At 71.6% G+C, this 23,492-nt stretch carries 24 protein-coding genes; 15 read left to right on the forward strand and 9 right to left on the reverse strand.

Features of this window, described 5'->3' with window-relative positions; translation table 11 throughout:
• Positions 1 to 5 precede the first annotated feature (5 nt).
• Genes K4G59_RS12085 through K4G59_RS12100 form a run of 4 tightly spaced genes read right to left on the reverse strand, consistent with a single transcriptional unit; the run spans position 6 to position 3,379 of the window.
• Entirely contained in the window at positions 6 to 335 is a 330-nt protein-coding gene (locus tag K4G59_RS12085; protein WP_231251307.1) for a sec-independent translocase, read from the reverse strand.
• A 17-nt stretch (positions 336 to 352) separates the two neighbouring features.
• A complete protein-coding gene (locus tag K4G59_RS12090; RefSeq protein WP_231251308.1) occupies positions 353 to 1,513 on the reverse strand; it encodes an Mrp/NBP35 family ATP-binding protein in 1,161 nt (386 codons plus the stop codon).
• Positions 1,514 to 1,544: 31 nt separating this feature from the next.
• A complete protein-coding gene (locus K4G59_RS12095) occupies positions 1,545 to 2,087 on the reverse strand; it encodes a DUF1003 domain-containing protein (RefSeq protein ID WP_231251309.1) in 543 nt (180 codons plus the stop codon).
• Positions 2,084 to 3,379: a magnesium transporter MgtE N-terminal domain-containing protein gene (locus K4G59_RS12100; protein WP_231251310.1), complete on the reverse strand. Its 1,296-nt coding sequence runs from the start codon at positions 3,377 to 3,379 to the stop codon at positions 2,084 to 2,086. The genes K4G59_RS12095 and K4G59_RS12100 overlap by 4 nt, the downstream gene beginning before the upstream one ends.
• A 179-nt stretch (positions 3,380 to 3,558) precedes the next feature.
• Here K4G59_RS12100 and K4G59_RS12105 point away from each other — a divergent pair, with 179 nt between their 5' ends.
• From K4G59_RS12105 to K4G59_RS12130, 6 genes are all read left to right on the forward strand, one after another.
• Positions 3,559 to 5,436 (forward strand): hypothetical protein, encoded by a 1,878-nt coding sequence (locus tag K4G59_RS12105; RefSeq protein ID WP_231251311.1) that lies wholly within the window; start codon positions 3,559 to 3,561, stop codon positions 5,434 to 5,436.
• An 89-nt stretch (positions 5,437 to 5,525) separates the two neighbouring features.
• A complete protein-coding gene (locus K4G59_RS12110; RefSeq protein ID WP_231251312.1) occupies positions 5,526 to 6,695 on the forward strand; it encodes an endonuclease/exonuclease/phosphatase family protein in 1,170 nt (389 codons plus the stop codon).
• Between the two features lie 29 nt (positions 6,696 to 6,724).
• Positions 6,725 to 8,290, forward strand: a complete 1,566-nt coding sequence (locus K4G59_RS12115) for a LicD family protein (protein ID WP_231251313.1) — start codon at positions 6,725 to 6,727, stop codon at positions 8,288 to 8,290.
• Positions 8,287 to 8,511 carry a DUF6752 domain-containing protein gene (locus K4G59_RS12120; protein ID WP_231251314.1) on the forward strand — a complete coding sequence of 75 codons (225 nt, stop codon included), beginning with the start codon at positions 8,287 to 8,289 and terminating at the stop codon, positions 8,509 to 8,511. The genes K4G59_RS12115 and K4G59_RS12120 overlap by 4 nt, the downstream gene beginning before the upstream one ends.
• The gene (locus tag K4G59_RS12125) at positions 8,508 to 9,584 is read left to right on the forward strand and encodes a hypothetical protein (protein WP_231251315.1); all 1,077 of its coding nucleotides are present in this window, start codon (positions 8,508 to 8,510) and stop codon (positions 9,582 to 9,584) included. Before K4G59_RS12120 ends, K4G59_RS12125 begins: the two co-directional genes overlap by 4 nt.
• Positions 9,585 to 9,619: 35 nt before the next feature.
• Complete coding sequence (locus tag K4G59_RS12130; protein WP_231251316.1) at positions 9,620 to 11,068, forward strand: phospholipase D-like domain-containing protein; 1,449 nt, start codon at positions 9,620 to 9,622, stop codon at positions 11,066 to 11,068.
• A 9-nt stretch (positions 11,069 to 11,077) separates the two neighbouring features.
• Here the strand turns inward: K4G59_RS12130 and K4G59_RS12135 are convergent, their stop codons facing one another.
• Positions 11,078 to 11,665, reverse strand: coding sequence for a hypothetical protein (locus K4G59_RS12135; RefSeq protein ID WP_231251317.1), 588 nt, complete (start codon positions 11,663 to 11,665; stop codon positions 11,078 to 11,080).
• Positions 11,666 to 11,785: 120 nt separating this feature from the next.
• Between K4G59_RS12135 and K4G59_RS12140 the strand changes: the two genes are divergently transcribed.
• From K4G59_RS12140 to K4G59_RS12150, 3 genes are all read left to right on the forward strand, one after another.
• Positions 11,786 to 12,979, forward strand: coding sequence for an acyl-CoA dehydrogenase family protein (locus tag K4G59_RS12140; RefSeq protein ID WP_231251318.1), 1,194 nt, complete (start codon positions 11,786 to 11,788; stop codon positions 12,977 to 12,979).
• A 36-nt stretch (positions 12,980 to 13,015) separates the two neighbouring features.
• Positions 13,016 to 13,846, forward strand: a complete 831-nt coding sequence (locus K4G59_RS12145) for a DUF1707 SHOCT-like domain-containing protein (RefSeq protein ID WP_231251319.1) — start codon at positions 13,016 to 13,018, stop codon at positions 13,844 to 13,846.
• 68 nt (positions 13,847 to 13,914) lie between these two features.
• Entirely contained in the window at positions 13,915 to 14,946 is a 1,032-nt protein-coding gene (locus K4G59_RS12150) for a MaoC family dehydratase (RefSeq protein WP_231251320.1), read from the forward strand.
• On the opposite strand, the gene K4G59_RS12155 is transcribed toward K4G59_RS12150, so the two are convergent.
• Complete coding sequence (locus K4G59_RS12155; protein WP_231251321.1) at positions 14,922 to 16,019, reverse strand: hypothetical protein; 1,098 nt, start codon at positions 16,017 to 16,019, stop codon at positions 14,922 to 14,924. The two genes, K4G59_RS12150 and K4G59_RS12155, sit on opposite strands and share 25 nt — an antisense overlap.
• 35 nt (positions 16,020 to 16,054) lie before the next feature.
• Between K4G59_RS12155 and K4G59_RS12160 the strand changes: the two genes are divergently transcribed.
• The 6 genes from K4G59_RS12160 to K4G59_RS12185 all read left to right on the forward strand — a co-directional run bounded on the left by K4G59_RS12160 (position 16,055) and on the right by K4G59_RS12185 (position 21,019).
• The gene (locus tag K4G59_RS12160) at positions 16,055 to 16,876 is read left to right on the forward strand and encodes a class I SAM-dependent methyltransferase (protein WP_231251322.1); all 822 of its coding nucleotides are present in this window, start codon (positions 16,055 to 16,057) and stop codon (positions 16,874 to 16,876) included.
• Positions 16,877 to 16,956: 80 nt separating this feature from the next.
• Positions 16,957 to 17,142, forward strand: coding sequence for a DUF5302 domain-containing protein (locus tag K4G59_RS12165; protein ID WP_231251323.1), 186 nt, complete (start codon positions 16,957 to 16,959; stop codon positions 17,140 to 17,142).
• 82 nt (positions 17,143 to 17,224) lie between these two features.
• Positions 17,225 to 17,797, forward strand: a complete 573-nt coding sequence (locus K4G59_RS12170) for a histidine phosphatase family protein (protein ID WP_231251324.1) — start codon at positions 17,225 to 17,227, stop codon at positions 17,795 to 17,797.
• A gap of 7 nt (positions 17,798 to 17,804) precedes the next feature.
• Positions 17,805 to 18,650, forward strand: coding sequence for a PHP domain-containing protein (locus tag K4G59_RS12175; RefSeq protein WP_231251325.1), 846 nt, complete (start codon positions 17,805 to 17,807; stop codon positions 18,648 to 18,650).
• 22 nt (positions 18,651 to 18,672) lie between these two features.
• Complete coding sequence (locus K4G59_RS12180) at positions 18,673 to 19,476, forward strand: DNA/RNA non-specific endonuclease (RefSeq protein ID WP_231251326.1); 804 nt, start codon at positions 18,673 to 18,675, stop codon at positions 19,474 to 19,476.
• Positions 19,477 to 19,588: 112 nt separating this feature from the next.
• The gene (locus K4G59_RS12185) at positions 19,589 to 21,019 is read left to right on the forward strand and encodes an HNH endonuclease signature motif containing protein (protein ID WP_231251327.1); all 1,431 of its coding nucleotides are present in this window, start codon (positions 19,589 to 19,591) and stop codon (positions 21,017 to 21,019) included.
• A gap of 150 nt (positions 21,020 to 21,169) precedes the next feature.
• On the opposite strand, the gene K4G59_RS12190 is transcribed toward K4G59_RS12185, so the two are convergent.
• From K4G59_RS12190 to K4G59_RS12200, 3 genes are all read right to left on the reverse strand, one after another.
• Entirely contained in the window at positions 21,170 to 21,613 is a 444-nt protein-coding gene (locus K4G59_RS12190; protein ID WP_231251328.1) for a hypothetical protein, read from the reverse strand.
• Between the two features lie 438 nt (positions 21,614 to 22,051).
• Positions 22,052 to 22,708: an HAD family hydrolase gene (locus tag K4G59_RS12195; RefSeq protein ID WP_231251329.1), complete on the reverse strand. Its 657-nt coding sequence runs from the start codon at positions 22,706 to 22,708 to the stop codon at positions 22,052 to 22,054.
• Entirely contained in the window at positions 22,708 to 23,472 is a 765-nt protein-coding gene (locus K4G59_RS12200) for an SDR family NAD(P)-dependent oxidoreductase (protein ID WP_231251330.1), read from the reverse strand. Before K4G59_RS12200 ends, K4G59_RS12195 begins: the two co-directional genes overlap by 1 nt.
• Positions 23,473 to 23,492: the final 20 nt, after the last annotated feature.

A 23,492-nucleotide genomic window follows, 5' to 3' on the forward strand; every position in this document is an offset into this window, starting at 1 on the left:
GGGGATCAGGTGGCCTCGACGTCGTACGGCGGGACCTGCCCCTGGGGCAACGAGTCCCTGGCCTTCTCCTTCGCGGCCTCGCGGTCGACCTCGGCCATCGCCTCGGTGAGGTGCTTGCGCACGATCGAGCGCGGGTCGAGGTCGCGCAGCTGGAGGTCGGAGTACTCCGGGCCCAGCTCGTTGCGCAGCTCGTCGCGCGCGTTGTGGGCCAGCCCGCGGGCGCGGTGAAGGAGCTGGGCGGCCTGCCGGGCGAGGTCGGGCAGGCGGTCGGGACCCAGCACGACGACCGCCACGAGGGCGATCACGGCCAGCTCGAGGAGCCCCACGTCGAACATGGGTCAGAACCTACTGGTCAGAACCTGTTGGAGGGGGTCAGGCCGAGCTGGAGGCCGGCGAGTCCTCGCCCGCGGCCCGACAGCGTCGTGGCGACCCGGGTGAGCTCGCGGGCCGCGGGGGCCGTGGGGTCGGCCTCCACGATCGGCTTGCCGACGTCGCCGCCCTCGCGCAGCGAGATGTCCAGCGGGATCCGGGCCAGCACCGGCACGTCGTAGCCGAAGCGCTCCGAGAGCGTCGCCGCGACCCGGTCGCCGCCGCCGCTGCCGAACACCTCGAGGCGGTGGTCGTCCTCGGCCGGGCAGTGCGGGCAGGGGAGGTAGCTCATGTTCTCCACGACGCCGACGACACGCTGGTGCATCATCGAGGCCATCGTGCCGGCGCGCTCGGCGACCTCGGCGGCCGCCTCCTGCGGCGTCGTGACCACGACGACCTCGGCGCTCGGCAGGTGCTGGCCCAGCGAGATCGCCACGTCGCCGGTGCCCGGGGGCAGGTCGAGCAGGAGGGCGTCGAGGTCGCCCCAGTAGACGTCGGCGAGCATCTGCACGAGCGCCCGGTCGAGCATCGGCCCGCGCCAGGCGACGACCTGGTCGCGGCGCGGCTTGAGCATGCCGATGGAGATGACCGAGACGCCGCTGGGTGTGGGGACGGGCATGATCAGGTCGTCGACCTGGGTCGGGCGGGCGTCGGCGATGCCGAGCATGGCGGGCACGGAGTGGCCGTAGATGTCGGCGTCGACGATGCCGACGCGCAGGCCCTGCGCGGCGAGCGCGAGGGCGAGGTTGACCGTGACCGACGACTTGCCGACACCGCCCTTGCCGCTGGCGATGGCGTAGACCTTGGTGAGCGACCCGGCCTGGGCGAAGGGGATCTCGCGCTGGGCGCGGCCGTCGCTGAGGATCTCCTTGAGCCCGGCGCGCTGCTCGGCGGTCATCACGCCGAGGGTGAGGTCGACGGAGGTGACGCCGGCGACGCCGGAGACGGCCGCGGTGACGTCGCGGTTGATCGTGTCCTTGAGCGGGCACCCGGCGACGGTGAGCAGCACGTGGACCGCCACGGAGCCGTCCTCGGCGACCTCGACCGTGTCCACCATCCCCAGGTCGGTGATCGGCCGCTTGATCTCCGGGTCGTTGACGGTCGCCAGTGCGTCCATCACCTGCTGCTGCGTGGGGGTGCTCATGATGCCGAAGTCTACGAGCCGCCCCGCGACCTCACTGTCCCGGCCGCTGCACCCGGTCCGGGGGAGCCTGTGCGTTGTCGTCCGGACCGCGCGTCGAGAGGTCCTCGATGTCACCGAGCAGGCCGCGCAGCTCGGAGCGGAGGAAGTCGCGGGTGGCCACCTCGCCGACCGCCATCCGCAGCGAGGCGACCTCGCGGGCCAGGAACTCCATGTCGGCGTGGGCGCGGGCGTTGGCCTGCCGGTCCTGCTCGGCGATCACCTTGTCGCGCTGCTCCTGGCGGTTCTGCGCGAGCAGGATCAGGGGTGCTGCGTACGACGCCTGCAGGCTGAGCATGAGGGTGAGGAAGATGAAGGGGAACTCGTCGAAGCGCAGGTCGGCCGGCGCCAGGGTGTTCCAGGCCATCCAGACGATGACGAAGAGCGTCATGTACATCAGGAACCGCGCGGTCCCCATGAAGCGGGCGAACTGCTCGGCGAACGAGCCGAAGGCGTCGGAGTCGTAGGAGGGGCGGCGCACGAGGTGGCGTCGGGTCTCGCGCGGGGTGTCGAGCCGGGTGCGGCGGTTGTCGCTCATCGCCCGCCCCCTCCGCTTCCGGGTCCGGCGATGGGGCCGGGACGCGGGGCCCGGTCGCGCCAGCCCTCGGGGAGCATGTGGTCGAGCAGGTCGTCGACGGTGACCGCGCCGATCAGCCGGCCCTCGTCGTCCACGACGGGCGCGGCGACGAGGTTGTAGGTCGCCAGGTGGGCGGCCACCTCGTCCATCGTGGCGTCGGCGCGCAGCGGGTCCATGGAGTCGTCGAGGGCAGCGGCGACGAGCGTCGACGGGGGCTCGCGCAGCAGGCGCTGGATGTGGGCGGCCCCGAGCAGGCGACCGGTGGGCGTCTCGAGCGGCTGGCGGCAGATGTAGACGAGCGCCGCGAGCGACGGGGTCAGCTCGGGGTTGCGCACGTGGGCGAGGGCGTCGGCGATGGTGGCGTCGGGGGAGAGGATCACCGGCTCGGGCGTCATCATCGCGCCGGCGGTGTTGTCGGCGTACGACATGAGGCGCCGTACGTCCTCGGCCTCGTCGGGCTCCATCAGCCCGAGCAGGGTGGCCGCGGTCTCCGGGTTGAGGTCGGCGATGAGGTCGGCGGCGTCGTCGGCCGACATCTCCTCCAGCACGTCGGCCGCGCGTTCGGAGTCGAGGTGCTCGAGGATCTCGACCTGGTCCTCCTCCGGCAGCTCCTCCAGCACGTCGGCGAGGCGCTCGTCGTCGAGGGCCGCCACCACGGCCGTGCGCCGCTCTCGGGGGAGGTCGTGGATCATGTTGGCCGCGTCGGCGGGGCGCATGTCGTTGAGTGCAGCGATCAGGTGCGTCGCGCCCTGCGCCGGCTCGTGGCGGGTGAGTCCGGTGACGTCGCGCCACTCGGCGACGTGTGTCTGCCCGCGCCGGCGGAACCCCTTGCCGGGCTCCTGCACCGCCACGCGCGAGAGCACCCAGTCACGGTTGCGGGCCTGCTCCATCGCCACGTCGAAGACGACGCCGGTGACGCCGGGCCCGCCGGAGGGATCCTTGATGGTGACCGTCCGGTCGAGCATCTGGCCCATCACGAGCGTCTCGGTCGAGCGCTGCTCGAAGCGGCGCATGTTGAGCAGCCCGGTGGTGTGCACCTGGCCGCTGTCGACGGCGGTGATCCGGGTCATCGGGACGAAGATCCGGCGGCGGCCGAAGACCTCGGCGACCATGCCGAGGACGCGCGGCTGGCTCGTCTCGGTGCGGAGCGCGACGACCAGGTCGCGCACCTTGGCCACCTGGTCCCCCTGGGGGTCGAAGATCGGCAGCCCGACGAGCCGGGCCACGAAGACGCGGGTCGGGGTGGTGCTCACGTGCGCAACCGTAGCGTGCGCGGCGCTCGCGGAGTCAGGGCCACACCCGGTCCCAGGTGTTACCCTTTCATCGCTTTAGTCACTTCTGTCACATCGATCGGGGCCGGTCTGACGCGGTCAGTGGCCTGGTCGGTACACCTCGACGACGCCACTTCCCCGACGACTGTGAGGCTCCCAGCATGTTCGGCACGACCGCTCACCAGCGCACCACGCGCCCCGTACGACGCCTCTGCGCCGTTGCGCTGACGCTGGCCACCGGCCTCGTCCTCGGCCCGTCGACGCCCGCCTCGGCGACAGCAGTCTCCGACGAGGCGGTCCAGACGACGCCCGCCACCTCGTTCCGCGTCGGCACCTTCAACGTCCTCGGCGCCGACCACACCGCTCCCGGAGGCAAGCGCAAGGGCTGGGACTCCGGCGTCGTGCGCATGGACCGCGTGGTGAGCATTCTCGACGACCGCGACCTCGACGTGGTCGGCTTCCAGGAGTTCCAGCCGCCGCAGGCCGCCCGCTTCGCCGAGCTCAAGGGCGCCTCGTGGCAGACCTACCCGGGGCTCAACAACCCTGCCGGCCCCTCGGTCAACTCGATCGGGTGGGACGCCTCGGTCTGGCAGCTGCTCGAGGCCCGCACGCTGCCGATCCCCTACTTCGACGGCGTGCCCAGCCGGATGCCCGCCGTGCTGCTGCAGAACCAGGGCACCGGTCGTCGCGTGTGGTTCTTCAACACCCACAACCCCGCCGACGTGCGCGGCCCCGCCCAGCAGTGGCGTGACGCCGGTTTCGCGATGGAGGTCGCGCTGGCCAACGAGCTGCGCACCACCCACCCCGACGCGGCCTTCATCTCGCTCGGCGACAAGAACGACCGGGCGCGCTACTACTGCTCCGTCGCCCGGGGCGCCGACCTGTGGTCGGCCAGCGGTGGGTTCGTCGACGGCTCGACCTGCTCGGCCCCCACGAACGGCGCGATCGACTGGATCATGGGGTCCAAGGACGTCTTCTTCAACAGCTACACCCGCTACTGGAACGACTACGTCGCGCGCACCAGCGACCACCCCCTCTACCACGCCAACGTCGTCGTGCCGGCGTCCGCGCCGCCGGTGATCGACCACGTCGTGGTCGTCGCGGTGCCGGGCCTGACCTCGACCGTCGTCAACGGCTTCGGGGCCGACCTCGCCGAGGTCGCTCGCCTGACCCAGAACGGCGCCTCGACCACGAACGCGCGCACCGTCGTGGAGAACACCGGCCCGGACGCCAACCTGGTCTCGCTGCTGAGCGGACGACGGGTGTTCCCCAAGCGCGGCGGCCACGGCGTCGGCCAGAAGAAGGCGCTGCCGTCCACGGTGCACGCCTCGGCCGGGCAGTACGTCTCCAGCATCTTCGACCTCGCCCACAACACCTCCCGCCGCACGGCCTTCGTCTCCTCGCGTTCGCAGACCGAGCTGGTCCGCCGGAGCTGGAACCGCAAGTCGGGCGGCAAGGACCCCTACGGCAAGGACGACGGCACCGCCAAGATCGACTCCTTCAAGGTCAAGCGCGACGACGCGGTCGCGGTCGCCTGGTGGCGGGAGAAGATCGCGCGCCGGGCCAGCCACCTCAGCGTGATCGAGCTCTCGGGGGTCGCGAAGGCCGGCCAGGCCGACGGCTACACCGGTCCGGCCTACCAGAAGGCGGTGCGCAAGACCTTCCAGCGCATCGCGGCCATCCGGCGCAGCATCGAGAAGCAGTCGGTGATGAACGGCACCACGCTTCTCGTCGTCACCGGCACGGGCGGCGCGCAGCGCACCAAGGGCTCGTCGACCGCGTGGAAGCAGAGCTACCGGGTGCCCATGTGGATCACCGGCCCCGGTGTGGCCCCCGGCAGTGACCTGTACGCCCTCAACCCGGCGCTCACCTCGCCCGGCAAGCAGCAGCCGGCCTACTCCGGGACCCAGCCCGTCCGCGTCGGCGACGTCGCCAACCTGGTGACCCGCTCGCTCGGCCTGCCGCCGGTGCCGGGGTCGACGATGGACCCCTACCAGCGGTTCTCCGCCTTCGACCCGTTGACGGTGCCGGGGTCCTGATCGTCGGTTAGGCTGGCCTCACGAGCCGGTCCCGACCTGCGTCGAGGTCTGCCGCGAACCTCCGGCTCCCGTTCTCGCAGAAGGTGGCCGTGAAGCACAAGGATCCCTCCCCGAGCGCGCCCGGCCGCCCCCGGCCGCGCCCGCAGGTGTGGGCACCCGTGCTGGTGCTCGTGCTCGTCGCGGCCGTGGTGTGGGCCTCCTTCTTCTCCGGCCCCGGCCCGGTCGGACCCGCGGCCGACCCGGCGAGCTCGCAGACCGCCGACGTCCCGGGGGCCGCGTCCTCGGAGCCGGAGGCGGGGGAGGGCGGTGGCCGCTCCGACGACGAAGCCGGCGACGAAGCCGACGACGAAGCCGGCGACCGGGCCGACGACGGCGACCAGGCCGAGCCCGGCTCCGCCGACGGCGCCTCGGCCGAGGCCGCGCTCAACCGGTCGGTCAAGCGCTTCCGCGCCGCCCAGAGACGTCTGGCCAAGCGCGTGTCCGACCAGCTGGAGGCGCGCAGCCAGCCGGTGTCCTTCCGGGTCGCGAGCTTCAACGTGCTCGGCGACTCGCACACCGGTCCCGGGGGCAACAAGCCCGCCTCCTACCCCGACGCGGGCCCGCGCATGGACATGGCGATCTCGATGCTGCGCGGCAACGGCATCGACGTCGTGGGCTTCCAGGAGTTCGAGTCCACCCAGCACAACATGTTCACCGCCCGCGCCGGCGAGTACTCCCTCTACCCTGGACTCTCCTTGGGCACGAAGTCGGTGCGCTTCAACATCGCCTGGCGCTCCAGCATGTTCCGCCTCGTCGAGGCGCACACGCTGCCGATCCCGTACGCCGGCGGCAGCCGCATCGAGATGCCGGTGGTGCTGCTGGAGTCGACCACCACGGGGCGTCGCGCCTGGTTCGCCAACTTCCACAACCCCGCCGACACCCCCAAGCTCGGCAACAACGCCCGCTGGCGCTCGATGGCGGCCGGCATGGAGATCGCCCACCTGACGTCGCTGCACGCCGAGGACGGTTACCCCGTCATCGTGACCGGCGACTTCAACGAGCGCGCGGAGATCTTCTGCCGCTTCACCGCCGGTGGGGTGTTCTCCTCGGCCTCCGGTGGCAGCACGGGTGGCGCCTGCGCGCCGCCGCCGAGCATGCAGGTGGACTGGGTCTTCGGATCCACCGGCGTCGCGTTCGACGGCTATGCCGTGTCCGACGCCGGGCGGGCCTCCGACCACGCCATGGTCCACGCCGGGGCCACGCTGACCGAGGTCCCGTGAGGGGTCGCGGCCTCGATATACTCCGCCGCGTGAAGTCACTGGGCCAGCTGCGGCGTGCCGGCGCGCTGGACGTGCACCGCATCGACGACGAGGGGCTGCTCCTCGCGAGCCCCCGCGAGCAGCTGGTCGACGTCGCCTTCGACGGTCGGCGGATCTGGTCGTTCTGGCTGCACCGCGACGGCGAGCCCCACGACGAGGGACACCTCGTGCGGTGGCCCAAGCCGCTGCGTCCCTACATCGACGGCACCACCGACCTCACCCTCACCGATCCCGGCAGCGGCGCGGTGCTCCACGCCGCCACCGTCCACCTCGGCGAGAAGCAGGAGCGCATCGAGGTCGTCAGCCCGGCGGGTCGGCCGCTGGCCCTCGACAAGTCGCTCAAGCTGGTCGAGACGTTCGACCTGCGCGACGCCGCCCACGTCGAACCGCTGCTCGACGCCATCGAGGAGGTGCTCGGCGCCCTGCGCGAGGTCGGGCTCGATGCCTTCCTGGCCTACGGCACGGCTTTGGGTGCGATCCGCGACGGTGGGCTGATCGGCCACGACAGCGACGCCGACCTCGGCTACGTCAGCACCTACGACCACCCGGTCGACGTCATCCGCGAGTCCTTCCGGATCCAGCGTGCGCTCACCGACATGGGCTACCGCGTCACGCGCTACAGCGCCATCGCGCTCAAGGTGCACGTGCGCGAGAGCGACGGGCTCGACCGGGGCCTGGACGTCTTCGGCGGCTTCATGCGCGACGGCACCCTCTACCTCATGGGCGAGATCGCGGTCCCGTTCCGGCGTGACTGGATCCACCCCCTCGGCACCGCCTCGCTGGAGGGCCGCGAGTTCCCGGTCCCGGCCAACACCGACAAGTTCCTCACCGCGACCTACGGCCCCGGCTGGCGCGTCCCGGACCCGGCCTACAAGTTCACCACTCCCGCCAGCACGATCGAGCTCTTCAACGGCTGGTTCCGCGGGATGCGCACCGGCCGGGCGGGGTGGCACGGCTACCACAAGCGCACCATCCACCAGCAGCCGTCGGTCTCGGCCGTCGCCCGCGAGGTCGCCGAGCGCCACCCCGACCTGGCGACGTACGTCGACATCGGCTGCGGCCGCGGCGCGGACGTGGCCTTCTTCGCCGACCGCGGCACCCGCGCCATCGGCCTGGACTTCCAGCCCTTCGCCTACGAGGCCGAGGCGCAGCGGCGCGCCGACGACCCGCGCGTGAGCTTCCAGCTCTTCAACCTCCTCGAGCTGCGCCACGTCCTCGCGGTGTCGGCGTGGGTCGCGCGGACGCCCGGCCCGCGTGCCGTGGGCTGCGTCCACGTCATCGAGCGGCTCGGGCACCGGGGGCGGCTCAACATGTTCCGCTCGGCGCGCATGATGCTCGCCGGCACGACCGGGGCGCTGCACCTGCAGTTCCTCAGCGACAAGGGCCGTGACGGCTACGCTCGACGTACGGGCGCGCGCAAGCCCCTCGACCCGGCGGTCGTGGCCGCCGAGGTGGCCGAGTCGGGCGGCCGGATCCTCCACGAGGTGCGTGAGCGCGTCTCGGCGGAGCCCGGGAGCTCGCAGGTGTGCCGCATGACCATCGACTGGAACGGGTGAGGGAGCAGATGTTCGGACTGAAGAACCGGCAGGGAGCCCACGGGGGTGACCTCGAGCGGCGCGTCGCCGCCCTCGAGGAGGCCGTGCAGGAGAACCGGGCGCTCAACGTGCGCCTCGCCGAGCTCACCGACGTCGTCTCCGAGCTCCTCCTCCCGGTCGCCGCCCGCGACGAGAAGAGGCTGGAGGAGCTGCTCGGGAAGTACCGCGGGGACTTCTCTTGAGCCCAGGCCCGGGCGCCGGCCGTCCGCGCCGGGTCTTCCTGCACATCGGCCTGCCCAAGACCGGGACGACCTATCTCCAGCAGGTCGTCTGGGCCAACCGGGACCGGCTGCGGTCCGACGGCCTCCTCGTCCCCGGCTTCGGGCACCGCGAGCACCTCTGGGCCGCCCTCGACCTGCAGGAGCGCCCGCGGCTCGCCAAGCGGCACAAGAACGCGCCGGGCGCCTGGCAGCGGTTGGTCGACGAGGCCGCGTCGTACGACGGTGACGTGCTGCTGACGCACGAGTTCCTCTGCGGCGCCAGTGCGGAGCAGGCCTCCCGCGCGGTCGCGGCCTTCCCCGGCGCCGAGGTCCACCTCGTCGTCACCGCCCGCGACGCCGCCAGCGTGGTCTCGGCCGGGTGGCAGGAATCGGTGAAGAACGGCAGCAGCGTGGGCCTGGACGACGTGATGGCCGGCAAGCCGGCCGGCGGGCCCGAGTTCAGCATGCGCACCTGGGACCTCGCCGGGGTGCTCGAGCGGTGGACCGCGGACCTGCCGGGAGAGCGGGTCCACGTGCTGATGATGCCGGGCCGCGGGCAGGCGCCCGACCTGCACTGGCGCCACTTCGCCCAGGTGCTGGGCCTGGACCCCGACGCCTACGACGTACCGGTCGAGTCGGTGAACCCGGCCCTGGGCATCGTGCAGATCGAGACGCTGCGCCTGGTGAACCAGCACCTGCCGGCGTACTCCGCCCACGACCGCGGCGTGTGGATCCGCGGCTACCTCGCCGAGGACCTGCTCGCGCGGCAGCCGCGGGAGCGTGGCGGGCTGCCCGAGCACCACCGTGCCCGGTTCGACGAGCTGGACCGCGCCGCCGCGGAGCTGATTGCCACGCGGGCCTTCGACGTGCGAGGGGACCTCTCCTGCCTGGAGGTGGGGGAGCCTGGCGGGGCGGGGAAGGGCGCCGGTCGGGAGCCCGGGACCGTCACGGCCGACGAGCTGCTCGAATCGGCGGCCCGCCTGGTCGCTGATATCGTGGCCGACGTCCGCGCGAGCACGGGTGACGTGCCGCCGCGGTCCCGGGGGATTCACTGACCCGGGTGCCATGGGGCACCCCGAGGGAGTTGTACGTGCGTTCGAAGCTCATTGCCCTGCTGGCCACCTGCGGTCTTGCCGCCTCGCTGATGGCGCCCGCCGTGGGTGCCTCCTCCGCCGGCGCAGCAGCGCCGGGCGGCACGGTGTCCACCTCCGGGCTGCTGGCGACGACGCTCGCGGCGCGCAAGCCCAACAAGCCCAACAAGCGCTGGAAGGTGCCGATCGGGCCGAAGTTCAACAACCCGATGGTGCCCAAGGACCGCTTCGTCATCGAGCGCCACGTGCTCCGCGCGATCCGCAACACGCCCAAGGGCGAGAAGATCATCATCTCGGCCTACTCGCTCGACCGGCAGGTCTTCGCCGACGAGCTGATCCGCGCCAAGAAGCGCGGGGTCAAGGTGCAGGTGCTGCTCAACGACCACCTGGTGCCCAACGCGCAGGTGCGCATCCAGAAGGTGCTGGGCAACAACACCAAGAAGAAGAGCTTCCTCAAGCGCTGCGTGTCCGGCTGCCGGGCCGACAAGAACGAGTACAACAACCTGCACAGCAAGTTCTACCTCTTCTCGCGCACCGGCCGGAACCGCAACGTCGTCATGCTGGGCTCCTACAACATGACCCTCAACGCCGTCCGCTGGCAGTGGAACGACCTGTGGACCGCGGTCGGCAAGCGCACCCTCTACGACCAGTTCGAGGCGCTCTTCAACGACATGCGCCCCGACTGGGACAAGCGCAGGGCGACCTACGAGTTCTGCTCCGCCGGGCGCGTCTGCCCGGCCGGTGACATGGAGAAGTACTACAACATCGTCTTCCCCCGCTACACCACGCAGAACAACGACGTCGTGCTGGGCATCCTCGACAACATCCAGTGCGTCTACGCCGACCCCGCGACGGGAGCGCAGAAGCGCACGCAGCTGGCCCTGTCGATGCACACCATGCGCGGCAACCGCGGCAACTACATCGCCGACAAGCTCCGCGAGCTCTACGCGCAGGGCTGCAACCTCCGGGTCAACTACGGCCTCATGGGCTTCCACACCAAGCAGCAGATCGGTGCGCCGACCGCGCGCGGCCGCGTGCCCCTGCGCTCCACCGGCTTCAACCTGCGCGACGACGTGCCCACCGGCGACCCCGAGATCGACGACATGCCGGAGAGCATCGAGCGCTACACCCACCACAAGTACTTCGTGCTCAAGGGCTCCTACAAGGGCGTGCCCGACTCGCACATCGTGTGGACCGGCTCGACCAACTGGTCCAGCCTGGGCACCCCCCAGGACGAGATCATGTTCTCGATGCACGGGCGCGGCCTGGTCCGCGACTACATGGCGAACTTCGACCTCATGTGGCAGAAGCCCTACAGCCGCGACGCCTACACCACGACGTACTCGTCGTGGCGGATGGTCAACGGCCGCCGGGTCGGCATCGACCCGATGGTCACCGTCGAGCCGGACCGCCTGCGTGGCGGCGGCCCGACGTGGGAGAACGACTGACCCAGCGGGTCACCCCTCCTGGTCGACCGCGTCCTCGGCGGGCAGCAGCGACTCGGCCAGGCTGCGGACGGTCTCCGCGTCCGGGCCCTGGAGCAGCACGGTGCTGCCCTTGAGGTCGTAGGCCAGCACGCTCGCGCCCTCGTGGTCCCACGCCGACCAGGTGCCGGTGCCCCAGTCGGTGAGGTCGACCCCCTCGGCCTCCGTGACGTCGGCCTCGGCCAACGCATCGGCGCTCGTGCCGGGGAGCTGGTCGAGCACGACGTCGCCGCTGGGTGCGGTGAACTCCATGCGCCACCACTGCGGGTCGGGGCTGTAGCCGCCGCCGACCGTGGTCCACCCGTCGGGGAGGACGCTGGGGACCATGGTGATGAGCTCGTCGTCGACCGCGCGCAGGGCGGCGTCCTTGTAGCTCGGACTGATGGTCGGCTCGCTGCCGAAGTCGACGGGCTCGACCGGTTCGGCCGTGGCGGTGGGCGCCGAGGTGGTGCTGGTCGGAGCAGGGTCGTCGGCGGACTGACCGGTCCCCTCACCGCAGGCGCCGGCCAGCAGCACGAGCGAGAAGGTCAGGACGGGTGCGGTCGTACGAGTCGGTCGCATGGGCTGATTCTCTCACGCACGGCGTGTGACATCAGTCTCCGCCGCAGCCCCTGCCCAGGTGAACGACCCGTAACTAGACTCCGGAACGTTCCGCCCCACGACCGCACAGGAGCCCACGTCATGCCTCGTCTCTGCCAGACCGAAGGCCTCACCGAGGACCAGACCGAGATCCTCAAGGCCGTGCGGCAGTTCGTCGACGAGAAGATCATCCCGGTGGCGACCGAGCTCGAGCACAAGGACGAGTACCCCACCGAGATCGTCGAGGGCCTCAAGGAGCTCGGGATCTTCGGCCTGATGATCCCCGAGGAGTACGACGGCCTCGGCGAGTCGCTGCTGACCTACGCGCTGTGCGTCGAGGAGATCGCCCGCGGCTGGATGAGCGTCTCGGGCGTGATCAACACCCACTTCATCGTCGCCTACATGCTGATGCACCACGGCACCGAGGAGCAGAAGCAGAAGTACCTGCCCCGCATGGCGACCGGCGAGGTGCGCGGCGCCTTCTCCATGTCCGAGCCGGGCCTCGGCTCCGACGTGTCGGCCATCTCGACCAAGGCCGTGCGCGACGGTGACGACTACGTCATCAACGGCCAGAAGATGTGGCTGACCAACGGCGGGTCCTCGACCCTGATCGCGGTGCTGACGAAGACCGACGAGGGTGCGGAGACGCCGTACAAGAACATGACGACCTTCCTGGTGGAGAAGGAGCCCGGCTTCGGCGAGACCGCACCCGGCCTCACCATCCCGGGCAGGATCGACAAGATGGGCTACAAGGGCGTGGACACGACCGAGGCCATCTTCGAGAACCACCGCGTGTCCGCCGACCAGGTGCTGGGCGGCGAGCCCGGCAAGGGCTTCTACCAGATGATGGACGGCGTCGAGGTCGGCCGCGTGAACGTCGCGGCCCGGGCCTGCGGCATCGCCAACCGTGCCTTCGAGCTGGGCGTGGCGTACGCGCAGCAGAGGGAGACCTTCGGCAAGCCGATCGCCGAGCACCAGGCCGTGCTGTTCCGCCTCGCCGAGATGGCGACCAAGGTCGAGACCGCTCACACCATGATGGTGAAGGCGGCGCGGATGAAGGACTCCGGCCAGCGCATGGACGTCGAGGCCGGCATGGCGAAGATGCTCGCGTCGGAGTACTGCAACGAGGTCGTCGAGGCGTCCTTCCGGATCCACGGCGGCTACGGCTACTCCAAGGAGTACGAGATCGAGCGCCTCTACCGCGAGTCGGCCTTCATGCTGATCGGCGAGGGCACCTCCGACATCCAGAAGATGATCATCGGACGAAGCCTGCTCAAGGACTACAAGCTGCGCTGACCGGCGGCCTCGACGGCGGCGCCCTAGACTCCCGCCATGAGGGGCTTCCGGGCGAAGGACTCCGACCGAGACCGTTTCGTCGAGCTGATCGAGGCGGCGTACGTCGACGGGCAGCTGGGCGCGGTCGACCGTGACCTGCGGGTCTCCCGCGCACTGTCGGCAGAGACGCTCGACGAGCTCCAGACGCTCACGCGCGACCTGCGGCCGCCGCCCGGCGGCCTGCCAGCCGTTGCGGCGCGCACCCCGGCGTACTCCCGCAGGCTCCTCGGCGTCCTGCTGCTCCTGGGCGCGGTGGTCGCGATGCTCGGCCTCGGGGTCGCCGGGCTGGTGCTCTTCGCGAGCGTCGACACCGGGTCGGAGACGTCCCCGTCCGTCGCGGTCGAGTCGGCGCAGGCGGAGCCGGCGCCCCGACGGGCCGGGGCCGAGCCGTCCTTCGAGATGAACCCGGCCGGGGTGCGCGGCTTCGTCCGTGCCTACGAGCGCCGGTTCGGCACCCTCGACGTCTACGAGGTGGGCCTCTACCCCGCCCGCGTGGGGGTCCGGGCGCCGGTGCGCGGATCGCGGCCGCGGATGGAGCGGTGGACCTGGGACGGGGAGTGGCGCCAGGACAGCGACGCCTCGGCCGTGCGCGGGCCCGACGAGATCATCGACCTCGGCTCCCTCGACGTGCGCCGTCTCTTCGCCAACATCACCACGGCGCGCAGGACCCTCGAGGTGCCGGGCGCGGAGCTCACCCACGTGCTGGTCGACGACGGGAGCCGGGTGCCGACCGTCGACATCCACGTCGCCAACGCCTTCGACGAGAGCGGCTACCTCACGACCACGCTTGAGGGCGACGTGCTGCGGGCCCACCCCTACAGGGCGTGAGCCCCACGTGACGGAGGCCACGTGGGCCCGGCCGTCGCGACGACCGTGGCTGCGGCACGATGTGCGGCATGAAGACGAACGCCGGCAACTTCTTCGAGGACTTCACGCTCGGGCAGGTCATCGAGCACGCCACTCCGCGCACGATCACCGAGGGTGACCGCGCGATCTACGGTGCGATCTACCCGACCCGCTTCGCGGTCCCCTCCTCGGCGGAGTTCGCCGCCTCGGTCGGGCTGTCGCCGCACCCGGTGGAGGAGATGGTCGGCTTCCACGTCGCCTTCGGCAAGACCGTCCCCGACGTCTCGCTCAACGCGGTCGCCAACCTCGGCTACGCGGAGTGCCGCTTCCACCAGCCGGTCGTGCCGGGCGACACGCTGCGCACCCGTTCGGAGGTCATCGGCCTCAAGGAGAACTCCAACGCTCGCACCGGCGTGGTGTGGGTGCGCTCGACCGCGACCAACCAGCGCGGTGAGGTCGTCATCGACTGGGCGCGCTGGGTGATGGTGCACAAGCACTCGGCGGAGTCCCCGGCCCCGGAGACCGTGGTGCCGTCGCTCGCCGATGCCGTCGCGCCCGGCGACCTGGTGGTGCCCGCCGGCCTCGACTTCTCGGCGTACGACACCGCGGCGGCGGGGTCGCCGCACCTGCTGGGCGACTACGGGGTGGGGGAGCGGATCGACCACGTCGACGGCGTGACCCTCACCGACGCCGAGCACATGATGGCCACGCGCCTGTGGCAGAACACCGCCAAGGTGCACTTCAACACCGACGCCCGTCCGGACGGCCGACGCCTCGTCTACGGCGGCCACGTCATCTCGCTGGCCCGCGCGCTGTCCTTCAACGGGCTCGCCAACGCGCAGCTGGTGGCTGCGATCAATGCAGGCGCCCACGTCGCGCCGGCCTTCGCCGACGACACCGTCCACGCCTGGTCGGAGGTGCTCGAGGTCGCCGAGCTCGAGGCGCCCGCCGTCGGGGCCCTGCGGCTGCGCCTGGTCGCGACCCGCGGGCGCGACGAGTCGATGACCCTGCGTGGTGAGGACGGGAAGTACGCCGACGGCGTGCTGCTCGACCTCGACTACTGGGCGCTCGTCCCGCGCTGAGGCCCGCTCCGCCGCAGGAGGTCGGCCGTGACGAGGTCGAGCGCCTGATCGAGGGTGGCCGGCGCGGTCGCGTCGCCCAGGCGGGCGAGGACGGTCGTGGCCGCCGCCAGCAGCTCGGCGACGGTCGCGTCGTCAGGCGTACGCCCCGCGCGCGGGTCGGCGGGCAGCAGGTCCGCGAGGTCGCCCACGACGTCGTAGGCCCGTGCGCCGAGCTCGGCGACGCTCGCCTGCGAGCGCTCGAGGACCCAGCCGTGGTGCCGAGCAGGCAGCACGAAGGACTCACGAGTGGCGGAGCCGGCCAGTGCCTCCGGCACGAACGAGCCCTTGATGTGACGGGTGAGCGCCGGCGAGCGGCGGGGGCGGGGGATGCGCTCGTTGACCTGCCGCAGCAGCTCGGCCTCCACGAGGCCGAGCGAGTCGTTGGGGCGGCGTGCCTCGGCGTCGAGCCCTGTCACGTCGAGGCCCAGGACCGCGGCCGTGCGCGACCAGAGCTCGTCGCGCGGGGCGCCCGACGGGGGCACGACGGCGAGGTGGACGCGGTCGGACGGGAGGCCTGCGGACCAGCGGTCCGCGATGGCGGGGACGTCCTGGTAGCGCCAGAACTTCTGGTCGTCCTCGCCGCGCCGCACGGTGGCGAGGAAGCGGCGGTAGGGCTGGCGCGCGCCCATCTTCACGCGCTGCTGCCAGGCCGAGGGCAGGACCCGGCCGAGGTCGCGTGCCGTGATCACGACGTGGACCTCCTCGGCCGCGCCGGCGAGGTCGGTCAGCGCCGCGGCGGCCGCGTCGGGCGGCGAGTCGGCGAAGTGCTCGTTGCTGACCAGGACGTCGCCCAACCAGTCACGGGCCTCGTCGACGAGGCGCTGCCAGGTGGCGAGCTCGTGCGGGTCGAGCCGTTCGACGTGGGCGGACATGCCCTTGACCAGCGCGGCGGCGGTGAAGTGCTCGCGACGGCCGGTGCCCGGGAGCAGCAGGCCACGCTCCCGCAGCTCGTCGCGGTGGCGCCACCAGAGGTCCTGCAGGTAGGTGGTGCCCGACTTGGCCGTGCCGACGTGGAGGAACACGCGCCGAGCCATGCCGGTGAGGATACTGGGTGCGGCAGACTCGCCCCGTGGCCTGGGATCGCGAGTTCTTCTACGACACCTACCCGCGCGTCGAGGAGGCCTTCGCCGCGCGCCTCGAGGAGAGCCTGGCCCCGCGCGACCCGTCTATCATGCTGCAGGTGGTGCGCGAGCTCGACCTGCCGCCCGACAGCCGGGTGGTCGATGTCGGCTGCGGCGACGGCGCCCACGCCTTCCGGCTGGCGACGCACTTCGGCCTGCGGGTCCTCGGCATCGACCCGGTGCAGCGCCACCTCGACCTGGCCCGCGCGGCCCGGCGCGACCTCGTCCCCGAGATCGCGTCGCGTGTCTCCTTCGAGCGCGGCACCGCGGCGGCACTCCCGGCACCCGACGCCTCGCTGGACCTGGTCTGGTGCCGCGACGTGATGGTCCACGTCGAGCACCCCGAGGACGCCTGGGCGGAGTTCGCCCGGGTGCTGCGTCCCGGCGGCCACGTCGTGTCCCACCAGGTGGTCGCGACCGACCTGCTGCCACCCGACGAGGCCGACTGGCTCTTCGACGTGAGGGGGGTGGTGCCCTCCAGCGCCGACGCGCGGGTCGTGGACGAGGCGATCGCGCGCTCCGGCCTCGAGGTGGTCGACTCGATCGACCTGGCCGGGGAGTGGGGCGAGTGGTCGCAGGAGCACGAGGGGGCGGGCGGCCGCGCGCTGCTGCACCTGGCGCGCCTGCTGCGCGACCCCGAGCGCTACCGCGCCGAGTTCGACGACGAGGCGTACGACGTGATGCTCGGCGACTGCCGCTGGCACGTGCACCGCATGTCGGGTGGCCTCGCGGGACGGCTCGACGTGCTCAGGCGGCCGCGCCGCGGTTAATCGCTCGCCACCTCTTGACGCCTTTGGCAGGGTGGGTCCTCCGACGTACGAGAGCCCTCACGTCCACCCAGGAGGACCCCATGGCCGACCAGGACCCCAACGCAGACATCAAGGCGAAGATGAGGGAGGCGCTCGAGCGCAAGAAGGGCCACCTCCACCCCGACGACAGCGCGGCAGCGCGCGAGAAGGCCCACGGCTCGGAGGTCAACGACAAGAACGTCGCCAAGCCGATGCACCGCCGCAAGGCCGGCGGCGGCGGGGTCTGAGCCCGCCTGCCGGCGGACGGCTCCGACCCGACGTCGTCCGCCGGCGCGAGCGGAGGCACCGCTGCGTGGCAGACTCGCGGACATGTCTGCCGATGCCCCTGCCCCTGAGCTCTGGCTGGTGCGCCACGGCGAGACCGAGTGGAGCCGCGACGGCAAGCACACGTCCACCACCGACCTGCCGCTGACCGAGGTCGGCGAGGCCGCGGCCTGCGCGCTCGTCCCTCGACTGGCGGACGTGGAGTTCGACCTCGTGCTGACCAGCCCGCGCCGGCGCGCCCGGCGCACCGCCGAGCTGGCCGGCTTCTCCGACGCCGAGCCCGACGAGGACCTGGTGGAGTGGGCCTACGGCGACTACGAGGGCATCACCACGCCCGAGATCCGCGAGACCGTCCCGGGCTGGACGGTCTGGACCCACCCGACCCCGGGTGGCGAGAGCGCCGACGAGGTCGCGACCCGTCTGGACCGCGTGGTGGACCGCGCTCGCGACCACCGACGCACGCTCGTCTTCGCCCACGGCCACTCGCTGCGGGTGCTCACCGCCCGCTGGCTCGAGCAGTCGGCCGCCGAGGGGCGCTTCTTCCGCCTCGACGTCTCCACGATCTCGGTGCTGGGCTTCGAGCGCGAGACCCCGGTCCTGCTGAAGTGGAACAGCTGAGGCCGACGTGCGGATCGACCTCCACACCCACTCCGCGGCCAGCGACGGCACCGACACCCCCGGCGACCTGGTCCGTGCGGCCGCGGCCGCCGGGCTCGACGTCGTCGCGCTGACCGACCACGACGCGATGTCGGGCTGGGCGGAGGCGGGCCGCGCGGCCGACGAGGTCGGCATCACGCTCGTGCCGGGCCTCGAGATCAGCACGCGGCTCGGCCACCGGGGCGTGCACCTGCTCGGCTACCTCCCCGACCCGACGTACCCGCCCCTCGTCGCCGCCCTCGACCGCATCCTCGCCGGGCGCACCGAGCGCACGCCTGCGATCGTCGCGGCGCTGCGCGGGCACGGCATCGACATCACCGAGGACGACGTACGCCGCGAGGCGGGCGGGTCCGTGGCGGCCGGGCGCCCCCACGTCGCCGACGCCCTGGTGCGGATGGGCGTCGCGCGCGACCGGACCCAGGCCTTCGACGACCTGCTCGACCCCGGCCGTCCCGGCTACGCCAGCCGCTACGCCACGCCGCTGGAGGAGATGATCGGGCTCGTCGTCGCGGCCGGCGGCGTCACCGTGATCGCGCACCCCTGGGGTCGCAGCGGACGCTCGGTCCTCGACGAGGCGACGCTCGCCCGGCTCAAGGACCTCGGGCTTGCCGGGATCGAGGTCGACCACCAGGACCACTCGCCGGCCGAGAGGGTCGAGCTGCGCGGCATCGCCCGCGACCTCGACCTGGTCGCCACCGGCAGCAGCGACCACCACGGGCTCGGCAAGGTCGACCACGACCTCGGGGTGCACACGACCGACCCCGAGCAGTACGAGCGGCTCGTGTCGCTGGCGTCACCTCCGACGCACCGCTGACCGGTCGCGGGACACTCCTCCCATGGCCGACCTCGGGTACGACAGCGACTTCCTGCAGACCCCGCTCGTTCCTCCCGGCACCGGTGAGGTCGCGGGCGGCGCGCTCCTCGACTACACGCACTTCACCGTGCAGATGCACCCCAGCCGTCGACTCGCGTGGTGGGTGGCGTGGAACATCGACGGCCTCCGGCTCTTCCCCAGCGAGTCGATCAGCCGGTCGGGCGAGCGGTTCCGCGCGGACCCGCGCATCCCCGCGTCGGAGCAGACGCTGGACGAGGCGTACGCCGACAACCGGCTCGACCGTGGGCACGTGGCCCGTCGTTCGGACCTGCTCTGGGGCACCCTCGAGGAGGCCCGGGCGGCGAGCTCGGACTCGTTCTTCTTCACCAACATCACGCCCCAGGTGGACGACTTCAACCAGTCCGGACGGGGTGGTGCCTGGGGCCTGCTCGAGAACGCCGTCCTCGCGCAGGACGGCCTCGAGGACCGGAGGCTGACGCTCTTCGCGGGGCCGGTGCTCCGCGAGGACGACCCGACCTATCGCGGCATCGTCCAGGTCCCTCGCGAGCACTGGAAGGTCGTCGTCTACCGGATGGGCGGCGAGCTGAGGTGCAAGGCGTTCGTGCTGTCCCAGCGCCTCGTGCTGGCGCGCTGGGACGAGCAGGCCTTCCTCGACGACTTCGACACCTACCTCGTGCCGCTCGACCTGCTCGAGGAGCGCACCGGACTCACCTTCGCCGGCCTGTGGGCCGACGTCCCGGCCGCCGAGCTCCGCGAGCCCGGCGCGCCGGTGCTCGTGGAGGAGGTCGGTCAGGTGGTCTGGTAGCACCGGTCGTTGAAGACCCGATGGAGGGCGGTGCGACGCCTGTTCGAAAATAGTTCTCCACAGATCTGTTCTGGCAGGTCAGGGTGTCGGTGGCGTCTGGGACGATGGACGTATGTCCACTTCGACGCTCACCTCCGACACCCGGGTCACCGACCGGGTGGCGCTGGATCGTGCGGCGGCAGCGATGAGCGCGAAGCGGCGGGTCGAGGTGGAGGTGCTGGAGGCGGCGCTGGCATGGGCGCACGCGCACCTGGTGCCCGACGACGTCGATCCGGGCGAGGTCGCGGGCTGGCGTTCGGACACGGTCCGGAGGCCGGGGACTGCTGCGGCGTTGTTCGGCGAGCGCCCGCTGCCCCTCGCGGGGGAGGGAACGCCGCTGGTGGCGGAGTTCTGCGTGATGGAGCTCGCGGCCGTGCTGGACCTCTCCCACGAGGCGACCTTGGCGCTGCTGGGGGACGTGCTGGACCTGGCCCACCGCCTTCCGCGCCTGTGGGCGCTGGTGCGTGCGCTGCGGGTCCCCGTGCACCTCGCCCGTCTGGCCGCCAGCGAGTCCCGCGACCTCGCCGCAAGTGCGGCAGTTCATGCGGACCGGCTGCTGGCATGGCAGCCGCGTCGGTTGAACCCGCATCGGGTCGGGGTGCTGGTCCACGAGGCCCGGTTGTACGCCGACCCCGACCGTGCGATCGCCGACCACGACGCCGCGATGGACGCTCGGAGGGTCGAGGTGCACCACGAGGAGGGCGCACCTGGCACGAGCGAGGTGTTCATGACCCTCGACGCGGCGGACGCGGTCGCGTTCGACCGCACGGTGTCGACGATGGCCGCGACCATGCGGTCGCTGGGTCACGAGGGTGAGCTGGGTGTGCGGCGGGCGCACGCCGTCGGGGTGCTCGCGGACCCGCAGCAGGCTCTGGACCTGCTGGCTGCAGCTGACGTCGGTGACCCGGACCGGGCGGTCGACCCGGAGTCCGATCCGGCGGTCTGCGTCGCCGAGGACGTGGCCCACGGCTCGGCCGACCCGTTCCGCACGCCCTCGGGCAGTGGCGGTGAGGTCGTGCTGGTCTTCCACGTCACCGACCGCGACCTCCTCGACGACACGCACGGCGTCGCCCACTCACCGACGCTGGGCCCGATGCTGACCGGTCGCCTGAGGGCGTGGTTGCTGTGTGCCGGGCAGGTGACCGTCAAGCCGGTGGTGGACCTCGACCCCGCCGCACATCCGCCGGTCGACGCCCATGATCCGCCGGCCCGGATGGCCGAGATGGTCCGGCTGCTGGACGAGACGTGCGTCTACCCGCGGTGCGGGCGCCCCTCAGTCCGCTGCGACCTCGACCACACAGAGGAGTACGTCCCGATGGACGAGGGTGGTCCGCCGGGCCAGACCCGACCGGCGAACCTCGCGCCCCTGTGCCGCCGGCACCACCGCGCCAAGACCTTCGGAGACTTCACCTACCGGCGCCTGGACGACGGGTCCTACGAGTGGACCCTTCCCTCTGGCGTCACCATCAGGAGCGACCCGCCCGAGCGGCGCCCGAGACCCTGACCGCCCCACAGCCCGATCACCCAAGTGGTGATCGGGCCACAGGCGCGTACCCGGCCGGTTCCTGGCCGTCTCAGAACGACCTTTTCAGCCGTACGGATCGCGACAGGTCCGGGCGAGCGTAGCCGCCCTGCCAGCGGCAGATCCGGACGCTCAGCACACGGCCACGGACTCCACCACGCGATCATCGTCGTAGCAGAGATTCAATCGACCCGGGTCGAAGTCCGCGGTCGCCATTGCCTCCGGCTCATGCGCTCGGACGAACCATCCGGCCGAACTCGCCCGGGTGGCTGCCTCGTCTACATCGAGCCCCACGAGTTGCTTGTAGTCGAACTGATCGTCTCGTCCGCTAACCCCGGGTGGGGGCTGAACAGTCCAGGACTCACCTCGCCGGGGTTGTACCAAGAACTGGACCGGCGTGCGGTCAGTCAGCGCCACTGGGTGCTGGGCCAAGGAGCCGGTTGCGACGGTCTCGTCTCTCGGGGCGACCTCGAACTTGATGGCGCGGCCCTCGGGGCCCATCACGTACCAAGTGAACGGCAGATCCTGGCCGCTGCGATGCGCGGCGACCTCGCTGATGTCACGAAACGACGGCATGTTTCAGACTCGCACAGCGGCATGTCACGATGCGCGGATCGCGGCAGATCCGCGCGATCATCGCGGCAGGAGCGGTCGCTCGTCAGACCTGCTGGTTCAGTGAGTGCTGGTGTGCTGGGTGAGCATGGCAGCGGCCTCATTGAAGTCTGAGGCCGACGCAGACCAGTCGTCATCGCCGCAGAAGACATCGACAGCGGCGCCGTCCTGCGCTGGTACGAAGTGGCCCCGCGCCGCATCCGCACGCACGGCCCCGTACGGGACCGATGTCTTGGACCCATTGGGAAGCCGCACGAGAGCCCGGCCATCCCGGTCCTCGATGAAGGTGGCTACGACGCTGCACAACTGTCCTGGCTCCACTGGGTCAGTGTGACCCATGCCGACAGAGTCGGGGGCCATCCGCACATCGGCAGTTCCGGATGTTCGCCGAGCGCCCCTCCGTCACCCCAGCAGCGCGGCGAGGTCTGAGACCGTCCGGCCCGCGAGGGTCTGCCAGGTCGTGAAGTCGCCCGCATCGGGCAGCACCGCATCGTTCGGCACGGCGAGCGTTGCCGCACCCGACGCCATGGCCGACGCCAGCCCGTTGGATGAGTCCTCGACCGCCACGCAGTGCTCGATTCGTACGCCGAGCAGCTCGGCCGCACGCAGGTAGGGCTCGGGCGACGGCTTGGTCCGGGTGACGTCCTCGGCCCCGACCACCACGCTGATGGCGCCGTCCGGCGCGGCACCCGCCACCAGCGCGGCCATCTCGTGGCTCGAGGTGGTCGCGATGGCACAGGGGATGCCCTGCTGCTGCAGGGCGGTCAGCAGCTCCCGCGCACCCGGGCGCCACGGCACGGTCTCGTGGAGCGAGTCGATGACAGCGCGCTCGAGCGTCGCGACCAGCTCGGCCGCCTCGAGGTCGACGCCCGCTGCCTGCACCGCCAGCGCGGTGTCGTGCATGTCCGCACCCACCAGCGCCAGGCCCTGCTCGGTCGACCACGTCCCGCCGTGCTGCTCGGCCACGGCGAACTGCTGCGCGATCCAGATCGGCTCGCTGTCGATGAGGGTGCCATCCATGTCCCACAGGACGGCGGCGAGGGTTGCGGTCGTGGGCACTACTTCCGCCCCATCGACTGCGTCAGCCGCAGCACCCGGTTGGGGACGACCGAAGTGAGCGCGCGGACGGCCTTGTACTGCGCGCCCGGGATGGAGTAGACGCGACCCTTCTCGAAGTCCTTCAGAGACGTGCTCACGAGGAACCCGACGTCGAGCCACATCAAGCCGTCGCCGCGCTTGACCTGCATCCGCTCGTGGAACTCGGTCTTGGTGAAGCCCGGGCACAGGGCCATCACCTTGACGCCGCGCGAGGCGTACTCCAGGTGCGCCCACTCGCTGAAGCTGTTGACCCACGCCTTGGCCGCGGAGTAGCTGCCGCGAGGGAGGAAGGCGGCGACGCTGGAGACGTTGATGATCCCGCCGTGCCCGCGCTCGGCCATCGCGCCGAGGGCGGCGTGGCTGAGCCGCAGCACCGCGGTGACCAGCACCTCGAGCATCGCGGTCTCCTCGTCGGCGGTGTTGTCGAGGAAGCGCTTCTTCAGCCCGAAGCCGGCGTTGTTGACCAGCAGGTCGACCGGGTGGTCGCGGTCGGCCAGGCGCGCCTCCACGCGAGCGAGGTCCGCGCGGTCGGTGAGGTCGGCGACCAGGACCTCGACGTCGACCTGGTGGGCGCGGCGCAGCTCCTCGGCCACCTGCTCGAGGCGGGCCGCGTCGCGGGCGACGAGGACGAGGTCGTCGCCGCGCGCGGCGAGCTGGACGGCGTACTCGTGGCCGATGCCAGCAGTCGCGCCGGTGATCAGGGAGGTCGTCTTGTGGGGAGGCATGCGCCCAGCATTTCAGGACG

This window comes from Nocardioides furvisabuli (assembly GCF_021083185.1).
Taxonomy (GTDB): domain Bacteria; phylum Actinomycetota; class Actinomycetes; order Propionibacteriales; family Nocardioidaceae; genus Nocardioides; species Nocardioides furvisabuli.